General features: G+C 63.9%; 13 protein-coding genes and 1 tRNA gene. 9 read left to right on the forward strand and 5 right to left on the reverse strand.

Features of this window, described 5'->3' with window-relative positions:
• Positions 1-34: 34 nt before the first annotated feature.
• Positions 35-796 carry an ATP-binding protein gene (locus tag H6718_27410; GenBank protein MCB9589173.1) on the reverse strand — a complete coding sequence of 254 codons (762 nt, stop codon included), beginning with the start codon at positions 794-796 and terminating at the stop codon, positions 35-37.
• Positions 789-2,276: an IS21 family transposase gene (locus H6718_27415; protein ID MCB9589174.1), complete on the reverse strand. Its 1,488-nt coding sequence runs from the start codon at positions 2,274-2,276 to the stop codon at positions 789-791. Before H6718_27415 ends, H6718_27410 begins: the two co-directional genes overlap by 8 nt.
• Positions 2,277-2,994: 718 nt before the next feature.
• Here H6718_27415 and H6718_27420 point away from each other — a divergent pair.
• Both H6718_27420 and H6718_27425 read left to right on the forward strand, forming a co-directional pair.
• Positions 2,995-3,531, forward strand: coding sequence for a transposase family protein (locus H6718_27420; GenBank protein MCB9589175.1), 537 nt, complete (start codon positions 2,995-2,997; stop codon positions 3,529-3,531).
• Positions 3,456-3,725, forward strand: a complete 270-nt coding sequence (locus H6718_27425; protein MCB9589176.1) for a transposase — start codon at positions 3,456-3,458, stop codon at positions 3,723-3,725. The genes H6718_27420 and H6718_27425 overlap by 76 nt, the downstream gene beginning before the upstream one ends.
• 597 nt (positions 3,726-4,322) lie before the next feature.
• Here H6718_27425 and H6718_27430 read toward each other — a convergent pair.
• A tRNA-Leu gene (locus H6718_27430) sits at positions 4,323-4,404 on the reverse strand.
• Positions 4,405-4,554: 150 nt separating this feature from the next.
• Between H6718_27430 and H6718_27435 the strand changes: the two genes are divergently transcribed.
• The 3 genes from H6718_27435 to H6718_27445 all read left to right on the forward strand — a co-directional run bounded on the left by H6718_27435 (position 4,555) and on the right by H6718_27445 (position 8,201).
• On the forward strand, positions 4,555-6,387 hold the full coding sequence (locus H6718_27435) for a hypothetical protein (protein MCB9589177.1): 1,833 nt from the start codon (positions 4,555-4,557) through the stop codon (positions 6,385-6,387).
• Positions 6,353-7,066, forward strand: coding sequence for a response regulator transcription factor (locus H6718_27440; GenBank protein ID MCB9589178.1), 714 nt, complete (start codon positions 6,353-6,355; stop codon positions 7,064-7,066). The genes H6718_27435 and H6718_27440 overlap by 35 nt, the downstream gene beginning before the upstream one ends.
• A gap of 121 nt (positions 7,067-7,187) precedes the next feature.
• Positions 7,188-8,201 carry a hypothetical protein gene (locus H6718_27445; GenBank protein ID MCB9589179.1) on the forward strand — a complete coding sequence of 338 codons (1,014 nt, stop codon included), beginning with the start codon at positions 7,188-7,190 and terminating at the stop codon, positions 8,199-8,201.
• A 33-nt stretch (positions 8,202-8,234) separates the two neighbouring features.
• On the opposite strand, the gene H6718_27450 is transcribed toward H6718_27445, so the two are convergent.
• Complete coding sequence (locus tag H6718_27450) at positions 8,235-10,547, reverse strand: erythromycin esterase family protein (protein ID MCB9589180.1); 2,313 nt, start codon at positions 10,545-10,547, stop codon at positions 8,235-8,237.
• 278 nt (positions 10,548-10,825) lie between these two features.
• Between H6718_27450 and H6718_27455 the strand changes: the two genes are divergently transcribed.
• Entirely contained in the window at positions 10,826-11,017 is a 192-nt protein-coding gene (locus H6718_27455) for a hypothetical protein (protein ID MCB9589181.1), read from the forward strand.
• Positions 11,018-11,090: 73 nt separating this feature from the next.
• Here H6718_27455 and H6718_27460 read toward each other — a convergent pair whose 3' ends face one another.
• Positions 11,091-12,284 carry a LysM peptidoglycan-binding domain-containing protein gene (locus H6718_27460; protein ID MCB9589182.1) on the reverse strand — a complete coding sequence of 398 codons (1,194 nt, stop codon included), beginning with the start codon at positions 12,282-12,284 and terminating at the stop codon, positions 11,091-11,093.
• A gap of 224 nt (positions 12,285-12,508) precedes the next feature.
• Between H6718_27460 and H6718_27465 the strand changes: the two genes are divergently transcribed.
• The 3 genes from H6718_27465 to H6718_27475 all read left to right on the forward strand — a co-directional run bounded on the left by H6718_27465 (position 12,509) and on the right by H6718_27475 (position 15,982).
• Positions 12,509-13,522 (forward strand): SUMF1/EgtB/PvdO family nonheme iron enzyme, encoded by a 1,014-nt coding sequence (locus tag H6718_27465; GenBank protein ID MCB9589183.1) that lies wholly within the window; start codon positions 12,509-12,511, stop codon positions 13,520-13,522.
• 85 nt (positions 13,523-13,607) lie between these two features.
• The gene (gene ilvD, locus H6718_27470) at positions 13,608-15,284 is read left to right on the forward strand and encodes a dihydroxy-acid dehydratase (GenBank protein MCB9589184.1); all 1,677 of its coding nucleotides are present in this window, start codon (positions 13,608-13,610) and stop codon (positions 15,282-15,284) included.
• Between the two features lie 131 nt (positions 15,285-15,415).
• A complete protein-coding gene (locus H6718_27475; GenBank protein MCB9589185.1) occupies positions 15,416-15,982 on the forward strand; it encodes a hypothetical protein in 567 nt (188 codons plus the stop codon).
• Positions 15,983-15,991: the final 9 nt, after the last annotated feature.

Genomic DNA, 15,991 nt, shown 5'->3' on the forward strand with positions numbered 1-15,991 from the left:
AGAGCGGTGAAGTTCACCGGTGAACGAGTTGGCGTCAGGGCTTCTTGGTGCGGCGTCGCTTGGATCGGGCGACGTTCTCCTCCTTGGATTCCTTGCTGCGGTAGCTGTCTGCCGTAATGTCGATCACTTCCGCCCGATGGGTGAGGCGGTCGACGAGTGTGACGACGCAGGCGGCATGCGGGAACACCTCACTCCACTCCGCAAACGCCTTGTTCGTAGTGAGAACGATGGGTTTGCGGGCTTCGTAGCGGCGCGTGACGACTTCGAAGAGGAGGTCGGCGTAGCGGCTGTTGTAGGAGAGGTAGCCGACTTCATCGACGCAGAGGAGCGCGGGCACCGTGTAGCGGCGCAAGCGTCGGCCGAGCGCCGCTGCGGAGTCTTGAGCGGCGAGGTCCGCGAGCATGTCGCTCGCCGACGTGGTGCGTACGGTGTGTCCGTGCACGACGGCCTGGTGCGCTACGTTTCTCAGGATCATCGTCTTGCCGACTCCATTCGGGCCGGCGATCACCACGTTGTGCCCTGTCGTTAGCAGCGAGAGGCTGAGCAGCTCATCGATGGCTTCGCGGTCGATCTTCTTTGGCCAAGTCCAGTCGAAGTCCGCCATGCTCTTGAACGCTGGGATGCGCGCGTTTCGAAGTCTTCGCTCGAGGCTCCGCTTTCGCCGCTCTCGCTCCTCGATTTCGAGCACTTCTCGTAGCCAGGGTTTGTCTGCGATTTGGTCCCAGCAGGCGCAGAGCCCGAACAAGCCGAGCGCCTTGAGTTGAGCTTTCATTTCCTCGGGAGAATAGTCAGTCATCGGGTTGTTCCTTGAGGGTGTCGTAGGTGGAGAGCGCATGGGGTTTGATGATCAGGTTTGCGATGGGTCCTTTTGCAAGCGGGATGGAGACGGGTGGCGGTAGGCCACGATTCGAGCGTCGTCGATCGAGGATCTGTCGAACGGCGCCGACCTGGATGGCATCGCGCTCAAGTGCTTCGACGAACGCCTCCTCCAGCTCTGCCGCGCTGGACGTATCGAGCACTCGAAGCAGAGCTTGTGTGGCAGACCCGAGGTTTCCTCCTCTATCCGCAAGGATGCGGAGAAAGGCTTCAGCGCTGGGGATGGCGTGGGTCAGGCGATCCATGCCGCGGTGTTTGCGAGCCGCACGTTTCTCCTCGATGAGTCGTTGCACGTGCGCTGGGTCTTCGACTTGCTGGCCGCGATCCCAACTGCGGGTGTGCAGCGCCACGACGTCCTGCCCGTCGACGACGCGGACGACTTCGAGGTCGGCCAGGACGACGAGCGTGCGACGCACGCGGTCGTGGGGCACGGAGTAGTCGTTGAGGTCAAATCGCACATAGGGGGTCTTGCCGACTTCCACCTCGACGCGCTCCAGCGCCGGAAAATGCTCGTCCGGCAGCTTGAGCAGTGAGGATCTCTCGTCGTCGAAGGCTTCGCCGACGGTGCGCTCCTTGTCCTCGACCCACTTGCGAGCCATCGAAGTCGTGGCTGTCCAGTCGTCTGCCTGGTGATTGAGGTCGGCGAGGTCCTTGAACTCCCGCGCGGCGAAAAAGCTGTCGCGGACGTAGCGAATCGCTCGCTCGACTCGCCCCTTCTCGTTTCCGCGCGCGACCGCCACGGGGCGCGGCTCGAAGCAGTAGTGCGTGGCGAGCTCGAGCAGGCGTGGATTGAACTGCACGGCATCGCCATGGCGGGCAAGCACGGCGCTCTTCAAGTTGTCGTACAGCAGGACTCGCGGCACCCCACCGAACTCTGCGAATGCCTCGACGTGCCCGCGCAGAAAGAAGGGCATGGAGGCCCCAGGCATGAAGCGCAGGAATACGCGGCGCGAGTAGCTGAGCACCATTACGAAGGCCCACAGCGTGCGCATCGCCCGACCCACCTGGAGCTTTCCGAAATGCGCCCAGTCCACCTGCGCTTGCTCGCCGGGAAGCGTCTTGAGGCGTTGAAACGCCTCGGCGGCTCGCTTAGGACGTAGCCGCCCCACTAGACGTCGAAAGTGATCGGGCCCGCCGGGGTAGCCGCGCTCTTTGACCATCGTGTAGAGGCGGCTGGCTCGAAGGCGGGGGTACTTCTCCAGCTGCTCAGCAATGAACGGCAAAAAGGGCTCGACCATGGATGGTCTTGGAGCGATGACTCGCTCCTCCTCGCCGGTCTGCTTGAGCACGCGTTGGACCGTGGTGTGATGTAGCCGGAGCTGGGTAGCGATGGTGCCGATCGGCCACTTTTCAATGCGAAACAGCCGCAGAACCTCGGCCTCCTTTTCCTTGGGGATCACCTCTGCACCTCCCTAGCCTGGGGGGCCTCGTGGCGGCCTGGGCCTGCGCTGACTGCACCGCCGAGGACGACGTGTTTGGGGACCGACTCTCGCCCAGATCGGGAGAGGTGCTCGACAACGCGAACAGCGGGCCACCTGGATAGCTGACTCGTCATGGACTTCCTTTCCGCCGGACGCTTCCGGCTGAGTCCACGACGTCTGTTGAACCAGACCTTGTGTCACGGCCTGATGCGTCACTTTCTGCGCGGTAAATTTGGCCCTCCGGTCACGAAGGCGCTGTTGCCGGGCCGCGTGCAGGCGCCTCCCGCGTGGCGTCCGCTGGTACCGGCTACCCGCTCGCCGCAGCGAAGCCTGCCGCTGCCTCACCGCGCAGGCCGGACACAACCGCTGACCGCGATCGCATCGCCCACAGAGGCGCTCCACCGTCCCGCAAACCGCGCAGCTGAAAAGCCGGTACTCGTAGCCAGCCAAAGCTCCCCATGTCGCCGATTTCTGGACATGGAGCTCCGGCCTTGGGCATCTTGCCTGCCTCCGTACTAGCCAAAGCCGGAGACCCCAGAAGGCCCAGAGTCGTTACCTCTAGGGCCTTCGCTAATTTCGGCGAACGTAAGCGTGCCCTGGGCCCGCGGTGCCGGCCCAGAACCCGATCGGTGAACGGTGAACGCGTGCGATCACGAAGCCGCGGCTTTCACCGATCCGCCACGCGTTGCCGTGATCACTGACACACGCGTACAAGCTTCAACACCATCGCGAGAACACCCGCCCTCGCCGCCACAAGAAGCCCGATGAACTCGTCGCCGACGCACCGAACCAGGTCTACTGCTGGGACATTACGTACCTGAAGTCGCCAATTAGAGGCATCTTCTACTACCTCTACCTCGTCACCGACATCTTCAGCCGTCGCATCGTCGCGGCGAAAGTCTATGACCAGGAGAGTGACGAACTGGCCGCTGAACTCTTTTCCGCGGTGCAACGCAAAGAAGGATTGCGTCCCGACCAAGTCGTCCTGCACTCCGACAACGGCGGCCCGATGAAAGGCGCGATTCTGAAGGCCACATTGGAGCGCCTTGGCGTGCTGACCTCCTACAGCCGTCCACGAACCAGCGACGACAACCCCTTCGTCGAGTCGCTCTTCGGGACGATGAAAGCTCGCGTGGGCTACCCTAGAGGGCCATTCCATTGCCTCGAGGAAGCACATGTTGGGTCGACGCCTTCGTACGCTGGTACAACAACGAGCACCGTCACAGCGCACTGAACTGGATCACGCCTGCCGCGAGGCACAACGGCGACGAACGAGCGATTCTCCGGCACCGGCAGCGGACCTATGAAGCAGCACGCAAGCGGCACCCTGAGCGCTGGGCTCGCCGCATCCGCAACTGCCAGCCCGCAGGCCCCGTAACGCTCAACCCCTCAGCAGCGACAACCACCTTGATGGCTCAAGCCGCTTGACGCAGCTCTGACGAACACCGATATCGAATTACGCGACAACTACCCTGAGACTCGTCGGGAGTGCCTGGGAAAGCCGCTAACGGTTGATGAGGTAAGCTCCCTGAACGCGCTCGCGGCACGCTCGAAGATTCAACGCGCACGCCTAGCAGAAGTTGACGGCGAACTTCGTTCTCTGCTCGAACGATAGACCTTGGATTCGCACGGAGGCCGTGAGCAGCCCACGGTAACTAAACGCACCGAGGGCTCGAGTCCCGCTCCTCAATTCGCAGCACGCCGCGACTCCACCCACGCGGCACCGCACCGCAACCCAACACACCCGGACTCGGCCGAAGGCTCGAGTCCCGCTCCTCAAATCGCAAACACTCAGCGACCTCCGTAAGGTGACTCGACCAGCCGTGAGTCACCTTGACCGGACAATCGGAGCGACGCCGGTCAGCCCGTCAGCGAACAAAGACTAGGACTTGTCCCCGGCTCTTCAGCGCCGAGCGACGTCGCCAAGCGACTGTGCCGCCACTCACTGGAGTCTCCAGTTAGGCCAAGGCCCGATCCTGCAGGCGCCTGCGGGCAGCGATGTCGCCGCCACGCTGCCTTGAGTTGTGCACGAGGAGGGACTTGAACCCCCACGCCTTGCGGCACCGGAACCTAAATCCGGCGCGTCTGCCAATTCCGCCACTCGTGCGAGGGGGCGAAACCTAGTCGGAGATCTGCGGGTGCTCAAGGGGGGCGCGCTGGCACCTGGGTTTTTGGCTGAATTTGGCGCTGTGTCGGCGCTCTGGGCACCTGGCTGCTTGGTGATTTTCGCGCCGGCTGCGCCTGACCTCACCCCCAAATGCGACGCCGAACCCAGCGAGTTGGGCGAGGTCGGGTTACCGTGCGTGGCGTGGTGGGGCGACGCGGACGCGCGTGGTGGGTCGCGGCGCTTGGCGTGCTGCTCAGCGTCCTGTGGGTGAGCGCGGCGTGGGCAGAGGTCGTGCACGGACCCTACTACTACTCGTTTCAAGAAGACGACGGCGCGTGGCTCGCCCAAGGAAAGCCGCCTTGGCGGAGCGTGATGATGCCGCGGCAGATCCCGAATCAGCAGTCGCGCTTCGTCTGGGTGGCGGTCGAACTACCAGCAGATTCCGCAGGGCAAAGTGTCTTGCTACCTCCAGTGCATACGAAGTTCGCGGCGTACCTCGGGGCAAGCACGCTCGCGGCGGACGAGAGCGAACTCGCGAGCGCGAGGGCCTTTCACCTGATCGAGCTCCCGGAGACTGGAGGCGGGCGCTGGCTCCGCCTGCGCATCGAGAGCGACTACTCGAAGACCGGCCTGCGGGGTGAGGTACGCGTCGGCAAGCCTCAGGAGCTGATGCAGGGCATGCTCCGACGAGACGCGCTGCGCGCTGCGCTGATCGTCGTCTTCTTGCTAGGTGGCTTTGCCGCTTTGGGCGTAGCGCTGCGCGGCGTGGATCGGCGCGCCTTCCTCGGCTTCGGCATCTGGCTCATTTCCACAGGGCTATGGTCGGCGTTCTACACGCAGATCCGCGATCTGTTGTTACCGAGCCCAGAGCTCTGGCTGACGCTTTGGGCGACCGGGCTTGGAGGCACGGGTGTCGGCTTCATGCTGTTCTTCGCTGCGACCTTCGCGCCAGACGAACGCTGGGTGTGGCGTTTGCTACCGGTGAACGTGCTTGCGGCGGCGGGTGGTTTGCTCCTGCTCTTCCTGAACGTGTCGACCAAGCTCTCCAATCCCTTCTTGGCGGGGGTGAGGGTGCTCTACTTGGCGGAGTGGGCCTTGGTCATGGCGGTGGTCGCGCGCCAAGCGCTGCGTGGAGTACGCGAGGCGCAGATCTGGGGAGTCGGCTTGGTGGTCGTGGCTGCGTTCTCGGTGCGCGACCTGCTGCTCAGCCTGGGTGTGATCGCGAGCGGCGACACCACGGCGCACTTGGGTTCCTTTGGGCTGTTCGTCGCGAGCGGCGCCGTACTGCAGCGGCGCTTGGCCGCACTCAGGGCCGAGCGCGACGCCTTTGCAGCAGAGGCTATCGCTACCGCGCGGGAACGCACGTTGCTCCTGCGGGATTTGCATGATGGCCTGGGCCGCATCACCACCACGATTTCCATGCTCTCCGCTGCACCGAAGAAGAAGGATCCACTGCCGACGATTCGCGCCCTCGCAGAGGAAGGCAACCGCGAGATCCGTAACCTGATGCAGGCCCTCGACAGTGAGGAAGTCGCCTGGAGTGAACTCGAGGCGCAAATCCGCTTGGGCGCCCAGCGCTGTGTGCAAGTAACCGGTGGCAGCGCGAGCGTGCGGGTCGACGTGAAGGCCAGTGAGCCGCCGGGTGCGTTCCTCTACGTTCAGGTGCTGCGCGTGCTGCAAGAGGCGCTGACGAACGTCAGCAAGCACAGCGAGGAGCCACGCCTTACGGTCGCGCTCGAGGTCGACGACTCACACCTGCGCCTGGAGGTCATCAACGACGGGACAGCCGAAGGAACTGCGAGCGACGCGGCTCCGGGCGTGAACTTGGGCGCCGGCATGGGCAGTATGCGCGCTCGCGCCGCGGAGCTCGGTGGCGACTTGGAGTTCGAAATGGACCGCGAGTCTCGCCGCGCGCGGCTGACGCTCTCGATCCCACTTCCGATCCAGTATGCTGAGAACCAGGGATCTGACGAAGAGGGCTAGCGGAGAGGACAAACGGAGTGAAAGCGCAGTGACAGCTGAAGCCCGACCTGCCTTGCGGCTTGCGCTCGTCGAGGACGACCCGAGCTACCGCGAGACCCTCGTCGACGTACTGTCGAACGCGCCCCCTCTCGAGCTCGTTGAAGGCTTTGGCGAAGGGCGGCCACTGCTCGAGGCGCTCGAAGCGCTCAGTCCCGACGTGGTGCTCGTGGACCTCGAGCTGCCAGACATTGGTGGTCCCGAGCTGATCACCGCCATCAAGGCGCGACGACCTGCAATCGAGGTGATGGCTCACACCGTCTCCGAAGCACGCGACGTGGTGTTCGCGGCAGTGCGTGCCGGCGCGACCGGATACATCCTCAAAGGCGCGTCACCCGAAGAGTTGGTCGAGGCTATCTTCGACTTGGCCGCCGGCGGAGCGCCGATGAGCCCACGCATCGCACGCTCGGTGATTCGCGTGTTTCAAAATGAAAACATCGTCGCCGAGGACTACCTGCTCACCGCCCGCGAGCGGGACGTGCTCGCACTGCTCGAGCGGGGCTACACCTACAAGGACGCCGCTCAGGAACTCAACCTAAGTCCACATACCGTGCACTCCCACATCAAGAAGGTGTACGAAAAGCTCCACGCCACAAGCCGCAACGAAGCCGTACGCAGAGCACGCCTGAAAGGCTTGATCTAAAAACAGAGCAAGGCTGAAAGGCTTGATCTAAAAAGCAGCAAGACTAGCAGCTCGCTGCGATCGAAAAACTTCGAGGCGTTTTGCGCTCCATCGCTGAGTGAGCTGGTGTATCCTCAGGGTAATGGCTGCAAATCGTGAGATGCACACTGCATTAGTTGGGTTACTTGGCCTAGGCCTTGCGCTGCTCGCTTGTAAGGGCAAGGACGAGTCACCCCCTGCGCCTGCGAATCCGCAGGTTCCAGCAGCCGCCGAGCAGCCGCAGCCACAAGTCCCTGCTCAGCCGGTGGCCCAAGCGCAACCACAGCCGCAAGCTCCAGCTCAGCCCCAGGCAGCGCCTCAGCCCGCGGCGCCTGCTCCACCACAGATCCCTACCATCTCACGCTTTCAGGTAGGCGAAGGTGAGGCATCCAACGGTGTTTGGACTCCAGGCTTCGCCGCGCAACGCAACGGGGGGGACCAGAGCAAGAACTTCGTGGAGGCCGCCCAGAGCTGCTCGAGCCAGGGCCTCTCGCTGTGCACGGAGACTCAGTACATCAAAGCCTGCGCCGCGAACCCGGCCGTCGGAACCTACAGCAGCTGGACCGCCAGCTGGGCCAACGGAACGTCGGTGGTTACTCGGGGCGGTGGCGGCTGTGATAGCCGCGCGGAAACGATCGCCAGCGAGCGCTCGGACTCCCGCATGGCGCTCTGCTGCGAGCGCGCGATCGGTATCCGCACCGGCAACAAGAACAGCGCCTTCATGAAGGTGTCTCACGCCGATCAGCTCGGCTTCGAGCAGGCCTTCAATAGCAAGAGCGCAGCGAACCTCTCCAAGTACTGGGCGGAGTGGCTGATCTTCGACGGCGCGCAGATGGGTCGCGACAAGGTCAACGCATCGCAGTCGAGCTGGTTCTCGTCACACCCCGTGCAGTGGACGCTGTATGACGTGTGCGACGTGAAGCTCGGCCAGGTGCAGATGGGCAACCGGATGTACGACGGCCTCGTCTCCGACTGCCGCACCGTCACCGCTGTCAACAACAGCGACGTCAGCGTGTTCACGACTCACTTCGGGCGCTATCGCTTCCCTGAAGGCAAGCGGAACGAGATCGTCGAGATCTCCCACAAGGATCGCATCCGCAAGCTGACGCCACTCTGAGACTCGCGTTGAGAAGCCGCACGGCCGAATCACTCACTTGAGCACAGTAGCTTCCCGGGTCGTCTGCACGAAGTAGACCCCATCAAAGCGTTGGCCGAGGAGGACATCGTCCTGCATCGCCTCCTCGGAGACGAACGCGCCGCCGATCTCACGCATGGTTTGGGGGTGAGCAAGCCACGCTGTCGCTGCGTCCCGCTGTGCTGCCGTGCCCGCTGGCTTTCGCAAGTCGACCACTGCGAGGGGCCAGCCGGCGCGCGTAAACGCCGACTCGATCGAGCCCAGGGGTGGAGGTCCAATGCTGAAGGTGCGCTCGTCATGGGAGCGACTACCGGTCCAGTCACCAGCGCGGAAGCTGCCCCCGCCGAAGAGCGCCCCAATCGCCCGGTAGCGCGCACCTTTTCGTTCCGCGAGGAAATTACCCGTACGCTTGGTCAACGCGCTGACGCGCTCGATATGGGCGTTGTGCGCCCAGTACACCGCCTTGGCATTGGGCCCTGCTTGAGCCAGGGCCCAATCGACCGAACTCGCCATGCCACGTTCTCGAGCAGTCGGATCCTTGCGCGCTTCGTAGGCCCACAGCAAGAGGTCCGCTGCGTGACGCGCTTCACCCCAGGCGCGCTCGCTCGAAGCCCCAACGTAAGCTGCACGGCGCTCATCCAAACCGCTGGTGATTTCGCCGAGTGCGGTCAGCGTGCCTTCAACACTCAGATCCTCTTGCTCGAACGGCTCACTCTGGAGGCGCGAGAGCAGCTTGCGCTTCGACGCCAGGAACTCCGCATCCACCTGAGACAAGAACTGAACGACACGCGCGGCTGACCCCTCGGTGAGGTACACATCCACGCCAATCAATCGCACCTTTCGCGGGTGCTTGGCGTTCCAGGCACGCATCCACTCGACGACCTCGAGCGCCTCCTCGGTCTCCCACATGAAGTACTTGAGGCGCTTGAGCGCCGTACGCGGATCCCCTTGGCCGGTGAGCACGTAGTGCTCCAGCGCTTCGGACTCTGGCCAGTTCGCCTCGAAGGTCAACACGGAGAAGCCGTGTTCGGCGACTAGGTACTCCAAGAGCCGCCCCTTCGCTTGATAGAACTCCTGGCTGCCGTGGGTCGCTTCCCCGAGCGCCACGACCTCCGCGCCTTTTACGAGCTTCGCCAACGGCTTCATATCGGAGAAGCCGTGTCCCGTGCGCCAGGTGCGCAGCGGGACGGCGCTCTCGCGCAGCCAGTCGACCACCGCGTCCGGCACGGGTTGTTTGGCGACGACCTTGAAATCCCGCACGGCGCTCGGCTGCTCAGCAATGAAGGCGATCTCAGAGCGCGCGTCACCCTGTGTCGCACTACAAGCGTAGTCACCCCGGGGCAACGTCAGGTTGTAGCTCCCATCACTATCCGTATGGATATGGTAGATGGCAAGCTCCCAGCTGGCTCGCACACAGTCCAGCTCCGCACCGGCGCCGAGCTCACTCGTCACTTTTCCTTGCAGGTGTAGCCCCTCGTCCCCTGCGAGCTGAAAGTCGATCCGGCGATCGGAGACAAGCTCCTGCTTGGTGCGCTGGACCGCGAAGTGACGAGGCGCCGTGACGGTCAACCCGTAGTTCCCGATTGGCACCTCCAGGCTGTAGTCGCCTTTCGCGTTCGTACGCGCCAAGACCACCGCATCTCGCCGCATGGAGCGCGCCGCGGTGATCCAGGCACCGCCCACCGGCTTACCCTGCTTGTCGGTGACTCGGCCCTTGAGCTCAATCGGCGCACCGAAGAGCGAGGACACGACTTCAAGGTCGTCTATCCAGCCTTCGCCCTCTCCCGCGCTGAGCGCACCCACCGTCACGCTGGTCGCGTCCCAAGGGATGTCCGCAGCGATCTCCGCCTGAGTCCAATCCGTCGTCCCCGTCAGTCCCCGACCCTGCATGTTGTCGCTGAAGAGGCGCTGCTTGTCGCGAGCGACGTACACGAACAGGCCAACCCATCCGCCGCTCACATCCTTGGACTTCAACCACGCGCGGATGTGAATGCGTCGCCCGCGCAGCTGCGAGGCGTCGAGGGCGCGCCCGACTTTCGCGAACTCTCCAGCTCCTTGCCGCATGGATACGCTGGCTTTGCCGGAGCGCTTGACGGCGGTGTCAGCAGTAGCTCCCCGGAGATCCCAGCCTTGGGTGCTCTCGAAGTCCGCGGAGAACACACGCTGGCTGTCCGTTGCCGCCTGTGGCTCGGCGTCTACGTCGCTACACTGGGCTCCGGTCGCATCACGGATCCCGCCGGCTGCTGAAGGTCGAGTCGGTGCACACCCAGCCAAGAGCAGAAAGAGGAAACAGGCAGTCGGAAACAGCGACGAGGAGAGCGATTGCATGGGTGCGCCATTCGACCCATCCGCTCGAAAGCTCTTGGGTTTGCCCGTTGCTCGCGTTTGCCGTAGCGCGCCTCACGAAGCTGCGTTGCCTCGCGGCAATGCGCGCTGGCACCTGGCAGCCTCCCCCCATGAACCGCCAGTGAACCCCATGCGAGGTCAATCGCGCCTGAAGAGGCCGAATTCGCTGCAGCGCGCCTCGCCCAAACCTTGAGCGCCTACGTGCGCTTTCTTCAGGCCTTAAGCTTTCAGGCAAACAAAGCTGGGCTAGTCCTCAAGAGTTGGCACGCAAAACCGATCTCCCAGGCATGAACTGGAACTGGTTGGAAAAGGACCCATTCTTTGGCTACGCCCAGGCGGAAGGGCTGCCCGTCGAACTGGCGGTGCTCTTCATGTCGGGCCGGCTGTTTTGCTACTGGCAACGCCAGGGCGACCACCAACGCCTTGGGGAGGTCCAGGTCTACGAGTGCTGACGCGGGGCGGCGACGATGTAGGTTCGCCGTCGACCGGCGCCAAGCGAGCGCCGGTTGATCCCTCGCGTCGCCCTTACTTCTTCGCTCGCGTCGCTTTGGCCGCGTAGCCCCGAGGGCTATTCCAGCGCCGCTTGATGTGGACCTTGAGCACATCCTTGTAGAGCCCGATGTGCGCGCAGTGGTCCATCTTGTCGTTGCCGCTGTAGCCGCGCTCATGAAAGAAACCGCGGTCGTAGCGGTCGATCAAGTCGAGGCCCATCGGGTCGCTCTTGCGCGGGCGACCCTTGCGCGGCTTGCCGCCGAGCTCGTTGACCAAGAAATGCATGGTCTCGGTCGTCGACGCGTATCCCGGCGGAATAATCGACGAGTGGGAGACGAACATGAACTTGCGGCGGCGCGCGGCCTGCTTCGCAAAGTCGACGAAGGGGTCGAGCTGCTTGCTCTTCATCGGCTCGGTGTTCGCCGAGTGCAATCCATCGAGCAGCACGACGCTATCCACGCTCTTCGCGTACTCAGGGATACGCAGGATCGACTCGACGGCGCCGTACCCGGCACTCCATGCGGAAAGACCCAGCTTGCGAATGTGAGCCTTCTTGTTGCCTGAGTGCTCCGCCACGCCCTTCTCGATCGAGGCGAGCAGCGCCTTGAAGGCGGCAGGCGAGCGGAAGGTCGCCTCGTAAGGGCCCGAACCAATGCCGAGGTCGATACCCACCAGCACGGTGCCGTTCATCACCTTGACCCACTCTTTGCGCACCGGCTCGTGACCGTGGAAGTGGATCATCACGTCGAACGCGCCGCTCCTGGAGACACCGCCGCGCTCGGGCATGATCATCTGCCCGATACTGGGGGCGCGATCCCAGCGAGTGTACGTGCCCCAACCCGGATCCGGCGTGTTGCACGGGTTCACGCCGCGCTCCTTCGCCGTCTTCTGCGTCTGCGTCTCCGGTGCAGGCTTGGCGTTCACCCAGTCGGGACTTTTGCTGCTGCGCGACGGCTTCTCGTCCTTGGTGTCGTCGTCTTTCGAAGGCTCCGAGCCATCGGGCTTCCAGTCCTTCGGCGGGATCTCGAGGCGCTGACCAATCTGCAGCGCGTCCCCCTTCTTCAGGTGGTTCTTCGCGCGCAGCGCGGTCACCGTCACGCCATAGCGACGGGCGATGGACCACAGCGAGTGCCCCTTCTCGACGACGTGGGTCTTGGGCGCCGCCAGGCTGCTGCCGGACAGCAGCAGCGCCACCAATATCAATCCAATCCAGGCACGAATTCGCATGACTTGCTTCGGAGCCGAGGGGGCCTCTTGCTCACGCCTCGGGCGCCGAAAAAATGCGCCCGCTTGGCTCTGCCAGATCCCTCGTCGGCGGGCCAACCTTGGAGCGACGACCAACGAGTTTCAACCCTGGGTTATACGGCCGAGTTTGCTAGCAATTCACGTTCCGCAAGGATTTTCCCTGGATCTTCAGCTGCCTGAGCGGATTTTGGGGGTGAGGAACGGCGTTGAAGAATCCGCGCCAGCCTGCACCAAACTGCACGCCAGCGCTTGACCCCAACGCAGGCGACTCCGCAAAGTACGCGGCCGTGACCACCCTGTTTGGACGCGCACAGGCACTCGGCTCGCTGGCGGCTTTGGCAGCCGCGTTCACTGCGTTCACCGCCTGCGGCGGCAGCGAGCCCACACCCGCAGCGCCTCCACCGAAGCCGACGACAGCGGCCAAGCCCATCGCGGCACCCACGGAGTCCGCCGAACCCGTCGACGCCCCGCCGAGCGATCCGTCTCAAGGCGACTGTCCGCCGGGCATGGTGGCCATCGAAGGCGGCACACTCCGCCAAGGCTCACCAAAAGGCCAAGGTCGACCCGATGAGCAACCGCAAAGCGAAGTGAAGGTCGAGGCGTTTTGCATCGACGCGACCGAGGTCAACCTCAAGGCCTACAAAGCCTGCGTAGCCAACGACATCTGCGACGCGCCGCCGGAGAGCATCCAAACCGAAGAGAAGCTCAGCGCCGCCGCCGTCGAGCAGCGCAGCACGCTCTGCACCGCGCGCTTCGCCAAGAACCTGGAAGAGAAGCAAGATCTACCCGTCAACTGCGTCAGCCACGACGACGCCGAGCGCTTCTGCAAGTGGAAGGGCCAGCGCCTGCCCAGCGAAACAGAGATGGAGTGGCTCGCCACCGGCGGCGAGGACCGCCTTGAATTTCCGTGGGGCAATAAAGCGCCAGACGCGAACAACGCTTGCTGGAACAAGGCGGATGGTCCCTGCCCCGTCAAGTCGCTGCCGCCGCAAGTGTCCGGCGTCTACGACATCGTGGGCAACCTGAACGAGTGGACCAGCACCAGCTATGCGCCCTACGCGAAAGCTGCGGCCAGCGGCGAGGACTACAGCGTGCGCGGCGGCAGCTGGAAGAGCAAAAAGCCCGAAGAGCTCAGGGGCAAGCGCCGAGAGTCGCGGCCGCCGATCTACCGCGAGGTAGACGTCGGCTTCCGCTGCGCTACCAAGAGCGGCGCCCACTGACTCGCGCCCAGCGCTCGAGAGCCTTTGGCGGTGAGCCTCACCGCGCAAGAGTTGCGGCACCAAAGCGGTGCCCCACGGAGACATCATGACCCACGATCCTCGCGAAAAGAGCCGTACCCTGCTCGATGGCCCGTCTCGGGCGCCTTCCCGCGCGATGCTGCATGCCATCGGCTTCAGCGACGCGGACCTGAAGAAGCCGCTGGTTGGCGTGGCCACCTGCTGGACCGAGACCATGCCGTGCAACTACAACCACCGCCACCTGGCCGAGCTGGTGAAGGAAGGTGTACGCGAAGCGGGCGGCACGCCGATGGAGTTCAACACCATCAGCGTGAGCGACGGCGTGTCGATGGGCAGCCAGGCCATGAAGGCCTCGCTCATCAGCCGTGAGGTGATCGCCGACAGCCTCGAGCTGATGGGGCACGGTTGCCGCTTCGACGCCATGGTGGCGATCGTTGGTTGCGACAAGACCATCCCCGGCTCTGCCATGGGCCTGATCCGCCTCGACCTGCCGAGCGTCGTGCTGTACAGCGGTTCAATTGCCCCAGGGAAACACAACGGCATCGACGTCACGATTCAGAACGTCTTCGAGGCCGTGGGCCGCCACAGCGCCGGCAAGATGAGCGACAAGGAGCTCGACGAGATCACACAGAAGGCTTGCCCCGGAGCCGGAGCCTGCGGTGGACAGTACACGGCGAACACCATGGCGATGGCGATGGAGTTCCTGGGCCTTGCAGCCTTTGGCAGCGGCGTGCCGGCGAGCGTCGCAGAGCGAGACGAAGCGGCGCGCGAAGCTGGCCGGCGCGTGATGCGCCTCTTGCACGAAGGCGTGAAGCCCAGCGACATCGTCAACCGCACCTCGATTGAGAACGCCATCGCGTCCGTCGCGGCAACCGGCGGCTCGACCAACGCCGTGCTGCACTTCTTGGCCATCGCACGGGAAGCCGGCGTCGAGCTCAGCATCGACGACTTCATGGCGATCTCCAAGCGCACGCCGATCATCACGGATCTGATGCCTGGCGGTCAGTTCACGGCGTTCGACTTGCACAAGGCCGGTGGCACGCGCTTGGTCGCCAAGCGCCTGGTGGACGGCAAGCTAATCGACGGTAGCGCCAAGACCGTCAGCGACCACACCTTGGCTGAAGAAGGCGAGAAGGCGCAGGAGACTCCCGGGCAGACCGTGATCGCTTCCGCAGAGAAGCCCTTCAAGGAAACGGGCGGGCTGGTGATCTTGAAGGGCAACCTCGCTCCCGAGGGCGCGGTCGTGAAGATGGCCGGCCACGAGCGCACGCAGCACCGCGGGCCAGCACGAGTCTTCGAGTGCGAGGAAGATGCGTTCGCCGCCGTGGAGGCGCGTAAGGTGCAGGCGGGAGACGTCGTCGTGATCCGTCACGAAGGACCCAAAGGTGGCCCTGGGATGCGCGAAATGCTGGGTGTGACCGCAGCGCTCGTGGGTCAGGGCCTGGGCGAGGACGTGGCGCTGATCACGGATGGACGTTTCAGCGGCGCAACGCGCGGGCTAATGATTGGACACGTAGCCCCCGAGGCCGTGGTCCGCGGCCCGATTGCCGCCCTGAAGGACGGCGACGTGGTGGTGATCGACACCGACCAAAATCTACTGTCAGTGGAGCTGAGTGACGACGAAATCACGAGTCGTCTCCAGGCTTATGTCGCTCCGCCGAAGCGCTTCACCCGCGGTGTATTCGCAAAGTATGCGGCACTAGTGTCATCCGCGGCCGAAGGCGCGGTGACCCAAGTCGAATAGTCTCCCTCCTCACGCCCCTCAACCCCCGGTATGCTCAAACCGCCGTCCACTCCTGGATGGCGGTTTGAGTTTGTGGTCAAGCGCGGAGTGCGCGCTGTCGCGCCCTCGAGGCGCGGGTACTTGGGGGATGAGTGAGCGACAATCCGTATGCACCGCCAGAGTCCGAGGCAGCGCCAGCCGATCCCGAGGTGGACGGCGGGGGTCGGTACCACGCGGAACAAGACGGGGACAACCTGGTCATCGACAAGACGGCCACCTTCCCCAAGGTGTGTCTCAAGTGCGGCTCGAAAGAGGTGACGAGCTTTCAAGATCATCTCTTTCAGTACAACCCGCCCTACGTCTTCATCTTGATCTTCCTCTGTACCTTGCCTGGGCTGATCGCGATGTTGGTCCTGCGCAAGACCGCGAAGATGGTGATTCCGCTGTGCTCCGAGTGCGATGCGCGCTGGCGCAGCGGAAAGGTGATGGCGATGGTCGGTATCGGTGTGCTGCTGCTTGGCATCCTGGGTCCCTACTTCTTGGGCTCCCCGGAGATGCTTTTGCTCGGCTTCCTGGTCGGCATCGGCGCCTTTCTGGCGATCATCTTCCTGAAGGTGAACCCGGCGATGCTGCGCGCACGCAAGATCGACGACAGCCGGGTCACGATCATCGGCATCCACCCCGACGCGACGCGTGTGATCCTCAAGCGCTCGCTCTGATCGTCCTTT

It is taken from the genome of Polyangiaceae bacterium (assembly GCA_020633205.1).
Lineage (GTDB): Bacteria > Myxococcota_A > Polyangia > Polyangiales > Polyangiaceae > JAHBVY01.

What these genes read in the sequence shown, in the direction of transcription:
- H6718_27410 (MCB9589173.1), bottom strand. Translation starts at nt 796, where the DNA reads ATGACTGACTATTCTCCCGAGGAAATGAAAGCTCAACTCAAGGCGCTC.
- H6718_27435 (MCB9589177.1), top strand. Translation starts at nt 4,555, where the DNA reads ATGCGACGCCGAACCCAGCGAGTTGGGCGAGGTCGGGTTACCGTGCGT.
- H6718_27440 (MCB9589178.1), top strand. Translation starts at nt 6,353, where the DNA reads ATGCTGAGAACCAGGGATCTGACGAAGAGGGCTAGCGGAGAGGACAAA.
- H6718_27445 (MCB9589179.1), top strand. Translation starts at nt 7,188, where the DNA reads ATGGCTGCAAATCGTGAGATGCACACTGCATTAGTTGGGTTACTTGGC.
- H6718_27450 (MCB9589180.1), bottom strand. Translation starts at nt 10,547, where the DNA reads ATGCAATCGCTCTCCTCGTCGCTGTTTCCGACTGCCTGTTTCCTCTTT.
- H6718_27460 (MCB9589182.1), bottom strand. Translation starts at nt 12,284, where the DNA reads ATGCGAATTCGTGCCTGGATTGGATTGATATTGGTGGCGCTGCTGCTG.
- ilvD (MCB9589184.1), top strand. Translation starts at nt 13,608, where the DNA reads ATGACCCACGATCCTCGCGAAAAGAGCCGTACCCTGCTCGATGGCCCG.